19 protein-coding genes are annotated in these 15,866 nt (G+C 69.6%); 9 read left to right on the forward strand and 10 right to left on the reverse strand.

The genetic code is table 11. From position 1 onward, the window contains the following. The first annotated feature begins 193 nt into the window (after positions 1-193). Positions 194-454, forward strand: a complete 261-nt coding sequence (locus A3862_RS06185) for a hypothetical protein (RefSeq protein ID WP_043386011.1) — start codon at positions 194-196, stop codon at positions 452-454. A gap of 46 nt (positions 455-500) precedes the next feature. Here the strand turns inward: A3862_RS06185 and A3862_RS06190 are convergent, their stop codons facing one another. Next, on the reverse strand, positions 501-1,181 hold the full coding sequence (locus A3862_RS06190) for a L,D-transpeptidase (RefSeq protein ID WP_043349444.1): 681 nt from the start codon (positions 1,179-1,181) through the stop codon (positions 501-503). Positions 1,182-1,352: 171 nt separating this feature from the next. Between A3862_RS06190 and A3862_RS06195 the strand changes: the two genes are divergently transcribed. Next, positions 1,353-1,793, forward strand: coding sequence for a VOC family protein (locus A3862_RS06195; protein WP_043386008.1), 441 nt, complete (start codon positions 1,353-1,355; stop codon positions 1,791-1,793). Here the strand turns inward: A3862_RS06195 and A3862_RS06200 are convergent, their stop codons facing one another. Then, on the reverse strand, positions 1,794-2,237 hold the full coding sequence (locus A3862_RS06200; RefSeq protein ID WP_043349450.1) for a cyclic nucleotide-binding domain-containing protein: 444 nt from the start codon (positions 2,235-2,237) through the stop codon (positions 1,794-1,796). A gap of 79 nt (positions 2,238-2,316) precedes the next feature. Here A3862_RS06200 and A3862_RS06205 point away from each other — a divergent pair, with 79 nt between their 5' ends. Then, a complete protein-coding gene (locus A3862_RS06205; protein WP_236961799.1) occupies positions 2,317-3,132 on the forward strand; it encodes an electron transporter in 816 nt (271 codons plus the stop codon). Between the two features lie 18 nt (positions 3,133-3,150). On the opposite strand, the gene A3862_RS06210 is transcribed toward A3862_RS06205, so the two are convergent. Further along, positions 3,151-3,357: a hypothetical protein gene (locus A3862_RS06210; RefSeq protein WP_053609227.1), complete on the reverse strand. Its 207-nt coding sequence runs from the start codon at positions 3,355-3,357 to the stop codon at positions 3,151-3,153. A 243-nt stretch (positions 3,358-3,600) separates the two neighbouring features. Here A3862_RS06210 and A3862_RS06215 point away from each other — a divergent pair, with 243 nt between their 5' ends. Beyond that, positions 3,601-3,789, forward strand: coding sequence for a general stress protein (locus A3862_RS06215; RefSeq protein WP_043349455.1), 189 nt, complete (start codon positions 3,601-3,603; stop codon positions 3,787-3,789). A 147-nt stretch (positions 3,790-3,936) separates the two neighbouring features. On the opposite strand, the gene A3862_RS31960 is transcribed toward A3862_RS06215, so the two are convergent. Together A3862_RS31960 and A3862_RS06225 are read right to left on the reverse strand one after the other, a co-directional pair. Further along, positions 3,937-4,518 (reverse strand): hypothetical protein, encoded by a 582-nt coding sequence (locus A3862_RS31960; protein ID WP_236952777.1) that lies wholly within the window; start codon positions 4,516-4,518, stop codon positions 3,937-3,939. Positions 4,519-4,767: 249 nt separating this feature from the next. After that, on the reverse strand, positions 4,768-5,571 hold the full coding sequence (locus A3862_RS06225) for a response regulator (RefSeq protein ID WP_043349459.1): 804 nt from the start codon (positions 5,569-5,571) through the stop codon (positions 4,768-4,770). Positions 5,572-5,744: 173 nt separating this feature from the next. On the opposite strand from A3862_RS06225, the gene A3862_RS06230 reads away from it, so the two are divergent. After that, positions 5,745-6,092 carry a NepR family anti-sigma factor gene (locus A3862_RS06230; RefSeq protein ID WP_236961801.1) on the forward strand — a complete coding sequence of 116 codons (348 nt, stop codon included), beginning with the start codon at positions 5,745-5,747 and terminating at the stop codon, positions 6,090-6,092. 185 nt (positions 6,093-6,277) lie between these two features. On the opposite strand, the gene A3862_RS06235 is transcribed toward A3862_RS06230, so the two are convergent. Then, complete coding sequence (locus A3862_RS06235) at positions 6,278-6,454, reverse strand: DUF1328 domain-containing protein (RefSeq protein ID WP_007568853.1); 177 nt, start codon at positions 6,452-6,454, stop codon at positions 6,278-6,280. Positions 6,455-6,659: 205 nt separating this feature from the next. Between A3862_RS06235 and A3862_RS31410 the strand changes: the two genes are divergently transcribed. Continuing rightward, positions 6,660-6,836, forward strand: a complete 177-nt coding sequence (locus tag A3862_RS31410; protein WP_164706346.1) for a hypothetical protein — start codon at positions 6,660-6,662, stop codon at positions 6,834-6,836. Positions 6,837-7,064: 228 nt separating this feature from the next. Then, positions 7,065-7,985, forward strand: coding sequence for an MBL fold metallo-hydrolase (locus tag A3862_RS06240; protein WP_043760142.1), 921 nt, complete (start codon positions 7,065-7,067; stop codon positions 7,983-7,985). 13 nt (positions 7,986-7,998) lie between these two features. On the opposite strand, the gene A3862_RS06245 is transcribed toward A3862_RS06240, so the two are convergent. Further along, positions 7,999-8,778, reverse strand: a complete 780-nt coding sequence (locus tag A3862_RS06245; RefSeq protein ID WP_043349473.1) for a DUF1499 domain-containing protein — start codon at positions 8,776-8,778, stop codon at positions 7,999-8,001. 67 nt (positions 8,779-8,845) lie between these two features. Further along, positions 8,846-10,681, reverse strand: coding sequence for an AsmA family protein (locus A3862_RS06250; protein WP_236961811.1), 1,836 nt, complete (start codon positions 10,679-10,681; stop codon positions 8,846-8,848). A 304-nt stretch (positions 10,682-10,985) separates the two neighbouring features. Here A3862_RS06250 and A3862_RS06255 point away from each other — a divergent pair, with 304 nt between their 5' ends. Together A3862_RS06255 and A3862_RS06260 are read left to right on the forward strand one after the other, a co-directional pair. Next, the gene (locus A3862_RS06255) at positions 10,986-11,726 is read left to right on the forward strand and encodes a CoA transferase subunit A (RefSeq protein WP_111473443.1); all 741 of its coding nucleotides are present in this window, start codon (positions 10,986-10,988) and stop codon (positions 11,724-11,726) included. Positions 11,727-11,750: 24 nt separating this feature from the next. Then, positions 11,751-12,413: a 3-oxoacid CoA-transferase subunit B gene (locus A3862_RS06260; RefSeq protein ID WP_043349486.1), complete on the forward strand. Its 663-nt coding sequence runs from the start codon at positions 11,751-11,753 to the stop codon at positions 12,411-12,413. 268 nt (positions 12,414-12,681) lie between these two features. On the opposite strand, the gene A3862_RS06265 is transcribed toward A3862_RS06260, so the two are convergent. Together A3862_RS06265 and fdhF are read right to left on the reverse strand one after the other, a co-directional pair. Further along, positions 12,682-12,975, reverse strand: coding sequence for a formate dehydrogenase subunit delta (locus A3862_RS06265; protein ID WP_043349488.1), 294 nt, complete (start codon positions 12,973-12,975; stop codon positions 12,682-12,684). Positions 12,976-12,984: 9 nt separating this feature from the next. Beyond that, the gene (fdhF, locus tag A3862_RS06270; RefSeq protein WP_043349489.1) at positions 12,985-15,858 is read right to left on the reverse strand and encodes a formate dehydrogenase subunit alpha; all 2,874 of its coding nucleotides are present in this window, start codon (positions 15,856-15,858) and stop codon (positions 12,985-12,987) included. Between the last annotated feature and the right edge of the window lie 8 nt (positions 15,859-15,866).

A 15,866-nucleotide genomic window follows, 5' to 3' on the forward strand; every position in this document is an offset into this window, starting at 1 on the left:
CGGGAGGCAAGGCGTCGAAGAAAAGCGGTGTGAGGGCCGTCACGCTGCACGACCAATGTGGCGAATTTGTCGGGCGACCGGAGGAACGGCGCTTCCCCGGCGCCGACTTTCTCCCGTCGTGGTTGCGAAAGCGTTCCAACCCTGCGCGCGGGCTGCGCCACGGAACGGCGCCCCGGAGCCGTCGTTGTATCGCATGAGCTTTCTCAAGACCCTGCTCGCCGGCTTGGCCCTGAGCGCAGCCCTTCTCACCTGGATCGGCCTCGCGATCGGGCCGGAAGGACCGGCCGCCCGTACGAGCCCGGGGCTGACCACGGCCGCGGTCCTGGCGAGCGACGGCATGGTACGGGACGGCGCCCCGCGTGACCCGGCGCTGGATCGTGAGGGTCTCGGCCGTCTCGCGCGCCACGCCTCCGAAGAGGCGCGCGACGCCGCCTCTGTGAGGCCGGCCGGCTGACCGCCGCCTTTGCGCGTCGCAGCCGACGTCGGGGGAGCCAGACCGATCAGGTCCGGTATTGGCCGTTGCGCTTGACGAGAACGCGGGTTCCCACCGGCACGCGCTCGTAGAGATCCGCGATGTCTTCGTTCAGCATCCGGACGCAGCCCGACGACATCTGCTCACCGATGCTCCAGGGCTCGTTGGTGCCGTGGATCCTGAACAGGATGTCGCGGTTGCCCTGGTACAGGTAGAGCGCGCGGGCACCGAGCGGGTTGTCGACGCCGCCCTTACGGGTCCGTGGCAAGTCGGGATGGAGCGAGACCATCGTGGCCGTCGGGCTCCAATCCGGCCAGACGCCCTTGCGTCCGACCCGGGCCTCGCCCTTCCAGGAGAAGCCTGCCTTGCCGACGCCGACGCCGTACTGCATCGCCGTGCCATCGGCCTGAACAAGGACAAGCTGGCGCTTGTCGATGTCGACGACGATGGTGCCGGGTTGCTCGGGGCCGTTGTAGCTGACCTGCTGCCGGCGATATTTGGGGTCGAGCCGCTGGGTATCGACGAGGGGAATGTCGAAGGGCTTGTCGGGCTTTGCGCCGATGTACCAAGCGGATTCGTCGTCCTGCGCGACCTGGACCGGACGGGTCTGACAGGCCGCCAGCGGCGCGATCGCCACCACGGCGAGGAGGATCCGCGAGAGGGCGATCCGGCGCAGGCGGCTCCAGGCCGATGGAAGCGTGGCGATCATAGGTCCTGTCGTGCGGGATACGGTCGTCGCGCCATGCCTACCGCCTCAGCGCCCGTGACGATGTAGCTTTTCCGCCGCAGCGGATCGCGTGCGGGCGGCTCGCGCGGCCACGGTTGCGCCCTAATTCAGAATCGCGGCAACGCTCTATTGCGGCCGGCGCGGAGGTGAAGGATGCCCGAGACCCAAACTCTTCCGACCGAGGCGACGACCGCACCCGAGGTCCCGCTCAGCCCGGCGATACACCTCGACCACTGTGTGATCCACGTCAGCGACTGGGCCCGATCCAATGCCTTCTACCGGGATGTGGTGGGCGCCGAGATCATCGAGCGCGGCCCAGGCTTCGCCTACCGGTTCGGCGGCGTCCAGCTCAACTGCCATGGCCCTGGCGTCGAGGCGGTGCCCGTGGCGGCCAAACCCGTCCAGCCCGGCAACAGCGATCTGTGCTTCCGCTGGTCGGGTCCGATCGAGGCGGCGATCGCGCATCTCGAGGCAGCCGGCATCGTGGTGGAACTCGGGCCGGTGGAGCGGCACGGCGCCGCGGGTCCCGGCCAGAGCGTCTATTTCCGGGATCCGGACGGGTCGCTCCTGGAATTCATCACTTACGCAGCGTGATCAGCCGCGGCTCTCGGCCAGCGCCTGATTGGTCTGCTCCAGCCGCAAGGCCAGGACGCGCATCAGGGCGATGCTGATCTGGGGAAACTGTGCGAGCAGTTCCAGGAAGACGCCCCGGTCGATGCGCAGGGCGGTCACCGCGGATTGCGCCGTCACGGTGGCGGATCGGGGCTGCTCGGCCAGGATGCCCATCTCGCCGACCAGGGCATCCTGGCCCAGCAACGCCAGCCGCACCGGGCCGGCGGGGCCATCGATGCTGACCTCCGCGGTGCCCGAGAGGATCACGTAGGCTGCATCCGCCACATCGCCGCGGGCGAAGAAGCGTTGCCCCGGCTCGAAATGCACCCGCTCGCTGGTGAAGGCCAGAAGCTTCAGGCGCGACGGTTCCACCTCGCGGAACAGCGGCACCTGCTTCAGGGAGGAAACCTCGGTGTCGAGGGTCATTCGGGGGCTCCGCGACGGGTCTCACGCCCAGGACGGCGGGGCCGGACGGGCCCGTATATCCATGCGGTTCGTCAGGCACTTGTCCAGCCCTGCACTGGACGCAACTTGGCGGTGTGGTCTCGGCGCCCTGCTGGCACTCGGCCTCATCCTGGGGTCGAGGCCGGCCGTAGCCCGGCTGGTCCAGGCCGATCTCGCCCGTGTCGCGGTCACGCCGCCCCCGGGGGCCCGCGTCCCGCTCGACCTTGCGGTCACCGATGCGCGCACCGGGCAGCCCACCACCCTGGGCAAGGCCCTCGACGGTCGGGCCGCCCTGCTGCTGCCGGTCGATTACACCTGCGGCAATGTATGCGACCCGATGGTGTCGATGTCGGTGGAGGCCCTCGCGGCGACAGGACTCCCGCGGGACGATTACGGGCTCGTCCTGGTCGGGATCGACCCGCGCGACGATCCCGCGGCCGCGCGCCGCATGCTCGCGGATACGCTGGGAGACCGGGATGCATCGGCCCGCCCCCGGGCTCTGATCGCCTCGGACACGGCCCTCGCGCGCCTCACCGGCGCCCTGGGCTATCAGGCCGTCTATGATGCCGGCACCGACAGCTTCGCCCATCCGGCGGCGGCCATTCTTCTCGCCGCCGACGGCCGGGTGGCACGGGTGCTGTCGCCCCTCGCCCTAACCGGGCGGGATCTCCGCCTCGCCCTGACCGAGGCCGGCGAAGGCCGGGTCGGCAGCCTCGCCGACCGGCTCACGCTGCTCTGCTACGGTTACGATGCCGCACGGGGTCTCTATACGCCGCTCATCCAGCGGATCCTGACGGGGGCCGGAATCGTCACCATCCTGGCAATCGCCCTCCTGATCGCCGCCCTGATCCGCCTCACGCACCGGCGGCAGGCTTGAGGGCGGCTTCGACCTGGATCAGCGCTCGGTCGAGAGGCCCTGGCGCCCGGGAGCGGGCGCTTCGCGCTTGAGGCTGGCATTCAGATGGGGCGAGTCGGTGGGCTCCTCACGGGTGGTCGGCGTAGCGGAATCTTCCGGGGCCGGCATCGGCGGCATCGGCGGCGTGTTCGGCCGCTCCGTCGCCGTGCCCGGGGCAGGATCCTTGACCATGTTGCGGTTCGTCATGCGCGATACCCCATCTCATTCCGCGGTCGCACTGTCGCACCGCCTCCCGGACCAAGTCGCCGTGGCTCCGGTCATGCCGACACGGCCGCGGATGTCGACCAAGGTCGAACGTCGACCAACGCCCGACACAAGTCCGGGTTGCTGCCAAGCTTAGCTGGCGGAAGCTTGAGCAGGTCTCGGGATAGGAACCTTGGTTATTGCTGAAGGTTGTTGCGGGGTGAAGCGAAGCCTGAGGAGGAACTGATGGCATCCGGAAATTCGACCTCGAAGCGGGGCTTTGCCTCGATGAACCTCGAGCGGCAGCGCGAGATCGCCAGCAAGGGCGGCCGCAGCGTGCCGGCAGAGAAGCGTTCCTTTTCGCAGGATCGCGAATTGGCTTCGTCCGCCGGTCGCAAGGGCGGTCAGTCCACGGGGACAGGCCGGGCCGAGTGAGGCATCGGCTCACGCGTATCGCGTAGCGGCGCCGCGTCTTCGGACCGGCGCCGTTTTCGTTTCGGCAATGCCAACACGGCACACCAACGCAAAAGGCCCCGCCATGGTGACGGGGCCTTTTGCGTTACGGGATCCGGGGGGCAACGATCAGGAAATGCAACGCCCGGGGGTCATGCGGCGCGCCTCGGGCCCGACCAGGGAGCTCAGAGCCGTCTCGCAGCCTTCGCGGACCATACGCCGGGGCGGCTGACGCAGGATCGGCTTGATCTCCAGATCCTGAGCTTCCCCTGCGACCGGGGCAATCCGACCGTCGGCCTTCTGAACGCCCGCGACCCGCGTCGGGCTGAGCGCGATGGAGACCGGCCGCATCCCCGGCAGCGGAATCTGCGCCGTCTGGGCGGTGGGCACCGGGGGCACCCAACGATCCGCCGTGTCGCGCACGACCGGCTGGACGAGGACGGTGAGAAGAGCGGCAGGAGCACTCACGCCCAGGAGGAAACCAGACCGCAGCATTGCCCCGACCTCATGCGAGAGCTTGACAGGATGTTCGTATAACGCGCCCTGCAATCGCAGGTTCCTAGACTGTGACGCGCCTACGTATCCTGAGTATTCGATGACAGCCCGGCCGTTGGTGCGGCGGCGCACGCCCGCAATCCACACCATCCACATGTGGCCAAAAGGCCACCGCATCAGAAAAAGTGCGTTTGCTGGAACCTCCCGGTCCGGCATCCGTTTTCTCTGCACCCGGCCACCTGGTCCTCCCCGCATTCCCCTTGTGCATCGGCCGGAACCTTCGCGACGGGCTGGAGACTTCTCCGGCCCGTTTTTTTGCGCCTGCATCCGGGATGTCCGGGTCTCCGGCACGGACAACAAAAAACCCCGGCGCAAGCCGGGGTTTTTGTCGTCATCGAGGCTCGGAGGCGGCCTGGGACCGGTTCAGCCCGGCGAGAACCGCCGAGCCCGGCTCAGGCCGTCCTCTCAGGCCGTCTTGGCTTCGCGCCGACGGGCCGTCTGCTGGAAGAACAGCGCCTGGCTGATCACCGCCGAGACATTCGCCGGCTGGAAGGGCTTCGCGATGAGGAAGGCGGGCTCGGGACGCTCGCCGGTGAGGAACCGCTCCGGATAGGCCGTGATGAAGATCACCGGGACCTCGAAGGTCTTCAGGAGATCGTTCACGGCATCGAGACCCGAGGAGCCGTCGGCGAGCTGGATGTCCGCCAGGATCAGGCCGGGACGCTTACCCTCGCCGGCGATCTTGATCGCCTCGGTGCGGGTGCGGGCGACGCCGATGACATTGTGACCCAGACCCTCCACGAGGGCCTCGAGATCCATCGCGATCAGCGGCTCGTCCTCGATGATGAGGATCTCGGTCGCCATGTCGGCGGCCAGCTCGCGGCCGGCCTCGTCCACGAGGTCACGGACCTCGGAGACGTCGACGCCCAGGATGATAGCCGCATCTTCCTCGGAGAAGCCTTCGAGGCAGGAGAGCAGGAACGCCTGCCGCGGCAGCGGCGTGATCTGGCCGAGACGGACCTCCGCCGGCAGATCGTGCTGAACCTGCTCGCTGCGGCCGTTCACCGAGAGCGAGTTCCAGATCCGCGTGAAGACACGGAACAGATCGGCCTTGATGTTGGTGCTCCGGCCGAGCGTGTCCGGTTCGTTGACGAGGGTCTCCAGGGTGGCAGCGACATACGCGTCGCCCGCCACTTGGCTACCCGTGAGCGCCCGCGCGTAGCGGCGCAGGTACGGCAGGTGCTGTACCACGAGTTGCGATGTCGACATTCGATCCCCTGTGCCTCGCCGTGTTGCCCGGCCGCGAACGCCTCGGTCCTTTACCGAAGTCCTGCCGGGGCCGGCTTGTGTCCTGCGCAGCCTACCGCCCAACGCGGAGGCCCGCACTCCGTTCCACCCCCCGGCGGAACCGATCCCGGCGGGCAGGCGTTGCCGCCGCAGCCATGGCGTATGTCGAGCCGCAGCACAATGCGGCCGAGCCGACTTCGGCAACAAGGGGCCTATTGATGGTGGACCAGGGAAAGGAGGGAGGTCTTCGCGCGCGCTATTCGCATGCCGAGACTGTCTCGAATCGCTCGTCGGAGGGCCAGGACGGCGCCGTCGATCAGCAACCTTTCGACACCCCTGACCAGACCACCGACCACCGGACCAAGAACGGCCTGAGCGACCAGACCCGCAATCGTATCGCGACGCAGCTGCGCGCGATGTACGACACGGTCACGCAGCAACCGGTGCCCGACCGCTTTGCCGAACTGATCGCGAAGCTGGACAGCGCCGACCGCAAAGCCTGACGGTCGAGAGCCCTCGACCCCGGATCCAGCGGACGCCCATCCCGATACCCCCGCCTCGGCCAGACGGAACCGTCTCGAGCCCAGTATGCGGACCGACACGACGGAAAAAGCCGCCGAACGGGGCGGCGGCTTCTCATCGCGCCGTGCGCCGGCCCGGGATCGGGGCCGGCGTCTCCGGTCGTTCCTCAAAGTGTCGGCGAGCGGCCCCGCATCAGTCCCACGACCGCCGAGATCGCAAAGAGGACGATGGCCACGAAGAATACCAGCTTGGCAGCTTCCATCGCCGTGCCAGCGATGCCGCCGAAGCCAAGCAGAGCGGCCACGAGGGCGACGACGAGAAAAGTTACGGCCCAACCGAGCATCGTTCAGATCCTTCGAAAGTCTCAACGCGGGCGGGCCGCGTCGTTCTGAACACGAAAACGCCAAGGTTTCGCTCCGGTTCCGCCCCGATCGCGAAGTCCCCTGGGGAGCGGGGGGTTCGTGCGCTGTCCGCGTCAAGGGGTGACGGAACGAGACAGGGGCGCTAGCGTTCGAAGAGAGGTCTCCAGGCTCGATCCGGGATTTGCGATGCTGCAATCTGCCAAGAGTGCCGTTCGATCGAAGGCCGCCGCGCTGGCGGTGCGCCTCGCCGATCTCGTCGATAGAACCGGCGATGCCTTGCGCGCGGCAGCGCTCGGTCTCCTGCCGGCACCGGCGCCCGTACCGGTCCGCGTGCGCGCTCGACAGACCCGCCGCCAGGGCTGACGTCCTTCGTCGCGGTCTGGCCCGTAAGCGTCACGCCCAGACCGAGGGCCGCCTCCAGGGGGCGAGGTCGGTGCAGGGGCGGTCATCCGGTCGCAGAGCGCGTCTGCGACATCGGAACTTGCCGGATACGCGGGGAATGCCCGGAACGTCGGATCGCGGCCTCCGAGCCGATTGCCACGCGGCGTCGAACCGTCCAAGGAAACGCCGTGTCGATCGCATGGGATCGCGATGGCGGACGCCGACGAGAACAGCCTGACCTTCGATCGTTCGATGCCCCCAGCCGGGCGGCTAGAGCCGGTCGCCCCGTTGATCCGCCGCCGGGTCGCGCCGAACGGCGGCTTCTTCACGGCGAGCGGCACCTGCACCTACGTGGTGGGCCAGGATCGCGTCGCGGTGCTCGATCCGGGCCCGGATGATCCGGTGCATATCGAGGCGCTGCTTCAGGACCTCGCTGGGGAGCGTGTGGAGGCCATCGTGGTCACCCACACCCATCGTGATCATTCTCCGGGCGCGCGGCTCCTCGCTGCCCGCACCGGCGCGCCAATCGTCGGATGCGGGCCACACAGGGCCGCACGCGCGCTCTCGGAGGCGGAAGCGCCGATGCTCGATGCCAGCGCCGACCGGGCTCACGCTCCCGAGCGGATCATGGCGGAGGGCGATTCCGTGTCCGGTCGAGGCTGGACCCTCGTGGCCGTCGAGACCCCCGGCCACACGATGAACCATCTCGCCTTCGCGCTGCCGGAAGCGCAGGCGCTGTTCTCGGGAGACCACGTCATGGCGTGGTCGACCACGATCGTGGCCCCGCCGGACGGCGCGATGCGGGCCTACATGGACTCCCTCGACAAGCTGCGCGGGCGCGACGAGACCGTGTACTGGCCGGGCCATGGCGGACCCGTATGCGAGCCCGCCCGGTTCCTGCGCGGGCTGGCCGGGCACCGCCGCCAGCGCGAAGCGGCGATCCGCGCGCGGCTGGCGGCCGGGGACAGGCGGATCGCCGACATCGTCGCGGCGATCTACCAGGGGCTCGATCCCCGTCTCCGCGGCGCCGCGGCGCTGTCGGTCTTCGCCCATCTGGAGGATCTTGTCGGACGCGGGCGCGCAACCTGCGACGGCGCCCCCCGGCTGGACGGCACCTACGCGCCGGCCTGAGGGACGCGACGGGTCACTTCACCGCGAGGGCGAGGTTGGCGACGTCGTCGAGATAGGCCCGGATCCGGTCCGCGTTGCTGCCGAAATCGCGGCCGCTGAGGCGCGAGGCCGAGCGCACATCGATCCGCGCCCCGTCCGCGCGGGGGCGGATACGCACGGTGACGTCGCCGGGCAGGTTGAGGATCAGACCGCGGGCCACGGCCTCGATCCGACCGTTCCCGGTGCGTCCCCCCGGCCGGATCGCCTCGACGATCTGCCAGTGCCGCTTTAGCGCCGCCTGCCGGGCGAGTTCGAAGGCCTCGTCGGCGCCGATATCGAGGGTCAGGGGCGCGATCTGCGGATAGGCGCCGCGCTGGCGCTCGCGGATCGCGGGGCCGGGATCCGCCGGGTAGCGGCCGCCGCGAGCCGCGAAGGCCGCCCGCGAGCGCGAAAAGGCGGGTGGGTTGTCGATGTCGGTGGTGATGTCGGACAGCGCCGGCAGCCGCAGGCTGCGCAAGCCCAGGAAAGCGGGATAGCCGAGGACCGCCAGCGCGAGGATCAGCCCTGCGAGGGCGGCCCCGAGACCGCGAGCCCCCTCGCGCCAGACCCGCACGAAGGCGAAGACCGCAGCCGCCGCGGCGAGCACCGCGACCCCGAACCCGGCCACCAGGGCCGCGAGCGCCGCGTCGGTGTCGGCACGCGGGTCTCGGACCAAGATCAGGGCGATGCCGGTGGCGATGACGGAGAACACGGCGAGCCGCCGGGCCAGAGGCCCTGCGCGGGTGACGGGTTCCTCGATGAGCAGGCGGCGCATGGGGATCATGACGGCGATCGGGATCCGATCTTAGAGCTTGGCCGGGGCCGGCGCCAACGCGCGACCGTCACGGCGCGAAGGCACGGACACTGCCGGGCAGGCCGAGGGTGGCGGGCAATTTGAGAGGATCGGGCAGCATCGCATCCCCGATCCGGCCGGCCGGATCGGACGGCTCGCTGTGGGCGGCCGTCTGAGCCGTCAGGGCGTTCCAGGGGCCCGTCACCGCGAACAGGATCCCGCGGGCGGAATCGCCGGGCGGCCGCAGAACGAGATCGCCCCTGGCGTCGAGTCGCCGTTCCGGCAGCGACACCTGGCCGTGAAGGGTGGCGCCGACACTCGGCCCCAGAAGACCCGACTCGGCGATCTCGCCGACACCGTCGACGAAGCGCAGCGTCACCACGGCCCGCTCGAACGCGGTCCGGCCGTTCCGGCGCGCCAGAGCTCCGGACGCCACGGCACCGTTGCGGTGGACGACGTCGGCGAGATCGAGGCCCGCGATGGCGCCGCCATCCATGGCGAGCGTGGCCCGTCCGCCGAGATGCGCCAGGAGGCCGACCGTGTCACGCGCCCTGGATTCGAGGGCGAAATGCCCCTGGACGGGCCCGACCACCCAGCGGGCCGCGCCGATCTCGCCGAGGAGCGCACCGAGATCGACGCGGTCGAGGCTCCCCTGGGTGCGCAGCTCCGTCGCGGCCGGATCGGTCCCGCTCGTCAGGTTCACGCGCCCCTTGAACGTGCCGTCCTGGATCCGGGCCCGGTTCACCGCGACCTCAAGGGCGGTATCCCGCACCAGGATGCTCGCCGCCAGATCCTGCACCCGAACGGCGCCGGCGCGGCCCTCCGCCGCCGACAGGCGGAGGTCGAGGTCGCCCTGCGTGAGCGGCGCCAGGGCGACGGATACCGGGGCGGGATCGAGGAGCCGGGTCAGATCCTCGACGAGCGGCGTGAAGTCGAGGGTCTCGGCCGCCAGGGTCGCCTGCACCGAGAGGCGCGGCGCCTTGCCGGGTCCGAAGGCGACGGCGCCGGCGCCTTCCAGCACGTTCTGACCGAGGCCGATGCGCAGGCTCGGCCACGAGATGGACCGCTCCGCCGTCTCGAACCGGCCGTCGATCGAGAAGGCGCCGGCGAGCGGCGCCAGCGGCACATCACGGCCGATCCAGGCCAGGCTCTCCGGCAGGGATCGCGTCTCGAACCGGACCTGCCCGGACAGGACGGGCAGCGCGTTCCCCTCCGCGGGCGGCGCCACCGTTCCGTCCGCCGCGAGGCTGCCGTCCGGCCACGTGACCTCCGCGGTGAACGGGCTGCGGCGGCGCTGGGCCAGCTCGGCCGGACGCAGGTGGGTCAGGGTGATCCGGGTCGGCACGCCCCGCCACGTGAAGCTGGCGCGGCCCTCGGCGGTCTTTCCCCAGAGCGGCCACGCGATGTCCAGGTCGATGTCCCGGGCCGTGTCGCCGGCGGCGAGGCGCGCGTCGCGCACGACGATGCGGCGTGGCCGGGCCGTCCCGCCGGACCGGGCCTGCTCGGCGAGGCGCGCGAGGGGGGCGTCCCAGCCGGCGGGGTCATCCGACAGCCGCGCACCCTCCAGGCGAAGCCCGCTCACGGCCGCGCGCCCGCCGAGGAGGCTCAGCGGGTCGAGGTCGAGGGTCAGGCGGCCCGCATCCGCCAGGACCGGTCCGTCGGAACCGGCGGCGAGCCGGACGCGGTCGAGGGTCAGGCGCGGCCAAGGCAGCACCGCGACGCTCGCGGGGCCCTGCAGCGTCAGGCCCAGGCCGTAGGCGTCGAAGGCGCGGCGCGCGTAGGCCGTGACCCGGCCGTCCTCCAGGGGCCAATCGCGCAGGCCGAGGCCGGCCGCGATCAGGCTCCCGAGAGCGAGGACGAAGATCGGGCGGCGCAGCGACATCATGCTCCGAAGGGGCGGCGGCTGTGACCGGAAGCCGGGCGCCGCGCCGGCCCCTCGGGCTGCCGCGGCCCGGCAGGGTCTGCACGTCGAGTGAGCAATTTAGCGTCCTTGGCCGGCTTTGTCTGCCGCGCCCGCGCAGGGCCGCCCTGCCCTCCCCAACGCAGTGCCGGTTACGGATCGCCCGCGTCCGCGCGGACCGGTGCGGCGCACCACTGGATTTCACGCGCGGAATCGGGGAGAGCAGGCGCGAGGACACGCACTTCCCAAGGTTTCGGCCGGTCGGGTCCGGCGGGAAAAGGACGGTTCGATGAAGAAGGTCTACACGGATGCCGCCGCGGCCCTGGCCGGCCTCCTGCACGACGACATGATGGTGATGTGCGGCGGCTTCGGCCTCTGCGGCATCCCGGACGAGCTGATCGAGGCGGTGCGCCTCTCGGGCGTCAAGGGTCTCACCGTCGTCTCGAACAATGCCGGCATCGACGGGGTCGGCCTCGGCAAGCTTCTGGACACCCGCCAGGTCCGGATGATGATCTCGTCCTACGTGGGCGAGAACAAGGAATTCGCCCGCCAGTATCTCGGCGGCGAGCTGGAGATCGAGTTCAACCCGCAGGGCACGCTCGCCGAGCGGATCCGCGCCGGCGGTGCCGGCATCCCGGCCTTCTTCACCAAGACCGGCGTCGGCACCAAGGTCGCCGAGGGCAAGGAGGTCCGCGAGTTCGATGGCGAGCACTACGTCATGGAGCGCGGCCTGTTCGCCGACCTCGCCCTGGTCCACGCCCATACGGGCGACACCGAGGGGAACCTGCGCTACCGGATGACCGCGCGCAACTTCAACCCGATGATGGCCACCGCCGCCAAGATGACGGTGGCGCAGGTCGAGCATCTCGTGAAGCCGGGCGAGATCGATCCGGACACGATCCACACGCCCGGCATCTTCGTGAAGCGCATCGTCGACGTGGGCGTGCGCGACAAGCGCATCGAGCAGCGCACAACGCGCAAGCGCAACGATGCGACCCCGGCCGCCGCGGCCGGCGGCGGCACGCACTGACCGGACGGGAAGGGAGCGAGAACGATGGCCTGGACCCGCGAGCAGATGGCGGCGCGCGCCGCCAAGGAGCTGGAGGACGGCTTCTACGTGAACCTCGGCATCGGCATCCCGACGCTGGTGTCGAACTACATCCCCGAGGGCATGTCGGTGCAGCTCCAGTCGGAGAACGGCATGCTGGGCATGGGCCCCTTCCCCTACGAGGGTGAGGAGGATCCGGACCTGATCAACGCCGGCAAGCAGACGATCACCGCCCTGCCGACGACGAGCTACTTCTCCTCGGCGGATTCCTTCGGGATGATCCGCGGCGGGCACATCAACCTGTCGATCCTCGGCGCCATGCAGGTGGCCGGCAACGGCGACCTCGCCAACTGGATGATCCCCGGCAAGATGGTGAAGGGGATGGGCGGCGCCATGGACCTCGTGGCCGGGGTGAAGCGCGTGGTCGTGGTGATGGAGCACGTCGCCAAGAACAAGGACGGTACCGAGAGCCCGAAGCTGCTCAAGGCCTGCGACCTGCCGCTCACCGGAACCCAGGTGGTCGATCTGGTGATCACCGATCTCGGCGTGTTCGCCATCGACAAGAAGGGCGACGGCGGCATGACGCTGATCGAACTCGCCGACGGCGTCACCGAGGACGAGATCCGCAAGAAGACCGAGGCCGACTTCACGGTCGCCCTCAAGAACTGACATCGGCAGGCCCGGCGACCGACGTCGCCGGGTCCAACGGGGCGATGGCCGCCCAGATCGGGCGGCCATCGCATGACGGCGCAGGCGCCCTTCAGACGCGCCCGATGTCGGCGCACCTCGTCAGCGCCAGCCCCCCTTCACGCATCGGCACAGGCCAGACGCGAAACGCCCCCCTCTCCCGGTCGGAAGAGGGGGGCGTTTCGCGTGATCCTTCGCCGCTCGGCTCCGGCCGGGTCAGAGCCCGAAGCCTCGGACCAGTGCCGATCGGTCAGCCCGCGTCGCTGGCGCCCGCCCCCGCGAGCTGCGGATCCCGGGTCGCGGGCCTCACCGGGCTGTCGGCCGCCGGCTCCTCGCCCTGCAACGCCCGCCGCACGTAGCTGTCGACCCGGTCGCCCTGCTCCGGGAGGGCGGCCTCGAGATGCGCGATCATCTTGGGCGTCCAGAACGCCTTGATGTGCTTCTGGACCCCGGCGACCGCCTCCTCCTCCGGGTAGGACCGGAAGAAGGTGGCGATCTGGTTGGCCATGCGGACGAGCTTGTCCGCCTGCGTCACGGCACTCATCGGATACTCTTACTCTGCCGCGTCGAGCGCAGTGCCCTGGGAATTGGCGATCCGGGTCAGGGAGAAGTCCTCCTCGTAGAACTTCGCCTGCCAGTCGGACGGCCGGTTGGTCCGCCGGACCTGCACCGCCGTCACCTTGTACTCGGGGCAGTTGGTCGCCCAGTCCGAGTAGTCGGTGGTGATGACGTTGGCGCCGGTCTTGGCGTGGTGGAAGGTCGTGTAGACCACGCCCGGCTGCATCCGCTCGGAGATCTTGGCCTTGAGGGCGATGTCGCCCGAGCGGCTCTCCAGGGCGACGAGATCGCCGTCGACGATGCCGCGCAGCTCCGCGTCGAACGGGTGGATCTCCAGCACGTCCTCCTCGTGCCAGCGCGAGTTCTCGGTGCGCCGGGTCTGCGCGCCGACATTGTACTGGGACAGGATCCGGCCCGTGGTGAGGATCAGCGGGAACTTCGCCCCCGTCCGCTCCTCGGTGGCCACGAACTCGGTGATCATGAACCGACCCTTGCCGCGGACGAACCGGTCCACGTGCATCATCGGCGTCCCGAGCGGCGCCTTCTCGTTGCAGGGCCACTGCACCGAGCCGAGCTCGTCGAGCTTGGCGTAGGACACGCCGGTGAAGCTCGGGGTGAGCGAGGCGATTTCGTCCATGATCTCGGACGGGTGGCTGTACTCCATCTTGTAGCCCAGCGCGTTGGAGAGCAGCACGGTGCCCTCCCAGTCGCCGTAGCCGCCCATCGGGGCCATCACCTTGCGGACCCGCGAGATGCGGCGCTCGGCGTTGGTGAAGGTGCCGTCCTTCTCCAGGAACGAGGCACCCGGCAGGAAGACGTGGGCGTATTTGGCGGTCTCGTTCAGGAACAGATCCTGGACGACGATGCACTCCATCGCCATCAGGCCCGAGGTGACGTGGTGCGTGTCCGGGTCGGACTGCGCGATGTCCTCGCCCTGGATGTACATGCCCTTGAACGAGCCCTCGACGGCCTCGTCGAGCATGTTGGTGATGCGCAGGCCCGGCGCGTTGTCGAGCTTGGCGCCCCAGAGGGCCTCGAAGCTCTCGCGGGTGGCGTCGTCCGAGACGTGGCGGTAGCCGGTGAGCTCGTGCGGGAACGAGCCCATGTCGCAGGAGCCCTGCACGTTGTTCTGGCCGCGCAGCGGGTTCACGCCGGCGCCGAGCTTGCCGATGTTTCCGGTGGCCATGGCGATGTTGGCCATGCCCATCACCATGGTCGAGCCCTGGCTGTGCTCGGTGACGCCCAGACCGTAGTAGATGCCGGCTGCGCCGCCCTTGGCGTAGAGCCGGGCCGCCCCGCGGACTTCCGCTGGGTCGAGACCGGTGAAGGGCTGCTGGCTCTCCGGGGAGTGCCGCTCATCGGCGATGAACCGGGCCCAGGACTCGAACTCGGCGAGGTCGCAGCGCTCGCGGACATAGGCCTCGTCGATCAGCCCCTCGGTGACGATCACGTGCGCCAGCGAGTTGATGAAGGCGACGTTGGAGCCGGGCTTCAGCGGCAGGTGATAGTCGGCCTTGATGTGGGGCGACTTCACGAGGTCGATCTTGCGCGGATCGGCGACGATCAGCTTGGCGCCCTGGCGCAGGCGCTTCTTCATCCGCGAGCCGAAGACCGGATGGCCGTCGGTGGGGTTGGCGCCGATCACCAGGATCACGTCGGAATGCTCCACCGACTTGAAGTCCTGTGTGCCGGCCGAGGTGCCGAGCGTCGACATCAAGCCGTAGCCGGTCGGCGAGTGGCAGACGCGGGCGCAGGTATCGACGTTGTTGTTGCCGAAGGCGGCGCGCACGAGCTTCTGGACGAGGTAGGCCTCCTCGTTGGTGCAGCGCGACGAGGTGATGCCGCCGACCGAATCCTTGCCGTACTTGGCCTGGATCCGCTTGAACTCGCTCGCGGCCCGGTCGATGGCCTCCTCCCAGGAGACCTCGCGCCACGGATCCGTGATCTTCTCGCGGATCATCGGCTTGGTGATGCGGTCCTTGTGGGTGGCGTAGCCGTAGGCGAAGCGGCCCTTCACGCAGCTATGGCCCTCATTGGCCTTGCCGCCCTTGTAGGGGACCATGCGGACGACGCGCTCGCCCTGCATCTCGGCCTTGAACGAGCAGCCGACGCCGCAATAGGCGCAGGTCGTCACCTCGGCGTGCTCGGGCTGGCCGTACTCGTGGATCGACTTCTCCTGAAGGGTCGCGGTCGGGCAGGCCTGCACGCAGGCGCCGCAGGAGACGCATTCCGACTCGAAGAAGTTGGTCGGGCCGGCGGCCACGCGGCTGTCGAAGCCGCGGCCCGCGATGGTCAGCGCGAAGGTGCCCTGCACCTCTTCGCAGGCGCGCACGCAGCGGTTGCAGACGATGCACTTCGACGGGTCGTAGGTGAAGTACGGGTTCGACTCGTCCTTCGGCAGATACTTCTCGGCGCTCGGCTTGACGTGGTTGTCGCCGTCATAGCCATAGCGGACGTCCCGCAGGCCGACGACGCCGGCCTGCGTCTGCAGCTCGCAATCGCCGTTGGCCGCGCAGGTCAGGCAGTCCAGCGGGTGATCGGAGATGTAGAGCTCCATCACGCCCTTGCGGAGCTTGGCGAGCTTCTCGTTCTGCGTGTGGACGACCATGCCGTTCTCGGCCGGGGTCGTGCAGGAGGCCGGGGTGCCGCGCCGGCCCTCGATCTCCACGAGGCAGAGGCGGCAGGAGCCGAACGGCTCCAGGCTATCGGTGGCGCAGAGCTTCGGGATCTGCGTCCCGGCATGCATCGCCGCCGCCATCACCGAGGTGCCCGCCGGCACCGTCACAGACATGCCGTCGATCGTCAGCGTGACGGTCTGCTCCGCCACGCGGATCGGCGTGCCGTAGTCGATCTCCTTGATCAGGCCCATCGACGCCT

The organism is Methylobacterium sp. XJLW (assembly GCF_003254375.1).
GTDB classification, from domain to species: domain Bacteria; phylum Pseudomonadota; class Alphaproteobacteria; order Rhizobiales; family Beijerinckiaceae; genus Methylobacterium; species Methylobacterium fujisawaense.

Coding starts and splice junctions, on each gene's coding strand:
- A3862_RS06185 (WP_043386011.1), top strand. CDS start 194: ATGAGCTTTCTCAAGACCCTGCTCGCCGGCTTGGCCCTGAGCGCAGCC.
- A3862_RS06190 (WP_043349444.1), bottom strand. CDS start 1,181: ATGATCGCCACGCTTCCATCGGCCTGGAGCCGCCTGCGCCGGATCGCC.
- A3862_RS06195 (WP_043386008.1), top strand. CDS start 1,353: ATGCCCGAGACCCAAACTCTTCCGACCGAGGCGACGACCGCACCCGAG.
- A3862_RS06200 (WP_043349450.1), bottom strand. CDS start 2,237: ATGACCCTCGACACCGAGGTTTCCTCCCTGAAGCAGGTGCCGCTGTTC.
- A3862_RS06210 (WP_053609227.1), bottom strand. CDS start 3,357: ATGACGAACCGCAACATGGTCAAGGATCCTGCCCCGGGCACGGCGACG.
- A3862_RS06215 (WP_043349455.1), top strand. CDS start 3,601: ATGGCATCCGGAAATTCGACCTCGAAGCGGGGCTTTGCCTCGATGAAC.
- A3862_RS31960 (WP_236952777.1), bottom strand. CDS start 4,518: ATGCCGGACCGGGAGGTTCCAGCAAACGCACTTTTTCTGATGCGGTGG.
- A3862_RS06225 (WP_043349459.1), bottom strand. CDS start 5,571: ATGTCGACATCGCAACTCGTGGTACAGCACCTGCCGTACCTGCGCCGC.
- A3862_RS06230 (WP_236961801.1), top strand. CDS start 5,745: ATGGCGTATGTCGAGCCGCAGCACAATGCGGCCGAGCCGACTTCGGCA.
- A3862_RS06235 (WP_007568853.1), bottom strand. CDS start 6,454: ATGCTCGGTTGGGCCGTAACTTTTCTCGTCGTCGCCCTCGTGGCCGCT.
- A3862_RS31410 (WP_164706346.1), top strand. CDS start 6,660: ATGCTGCAATCTGCCAAGAGTGCCGTTCGATCGAAGGCCGCCGCGCTG.
- A3862_RS06240 (WP_043760142.1), top strand. CDS start 7,065: ATGGCGGACGCCGACGAGAACAGCCTGACCTTCGATCGTTCGATGCCC.
- A3862_RS06245 (WP_043349473.1), bottom strand. CDS start 8,778: ATGCGCCGCCTGCTCATCGAGGAACCCGTCACCCGCGCAGGGCCTCTG.
- A3862_RS06250 (WP_236961811.1), bottom strand. CDS start 10,681: ATGATGTCGCTGCGCCGCCCGATCTTCGTCCTCGCTCTCGGGAGCCTG.
- A3862_RS06255 (WP_111473443.1), top strand. CDS start 10,986: ATGAAGAAGGTCTACACGGATGCCGCCGCGGCCCTGGCCGGCCTCCTG.
- A3862_RS06260 (WP_043349486.1), top strand. CDS start 11,751: ATGGCCTGGACCCGCGAGCAGATGGCGGCGCGCGCCGCCAAGGAGCTG.
- A3862_RS06265 (WP_043349488.1), bottom strand. CDS start 12,975: ATGAGTGCCGTGACGCAGGCGGACAAGCTCGTCCGCATGGCCAACCAG.
- fdhF (WP_043349489.1), bottom strand. CDS start 15,858: ATGGGCCTGATCAAGGAGATCGACTACGGCACGCCGATCCGCGTGGCG.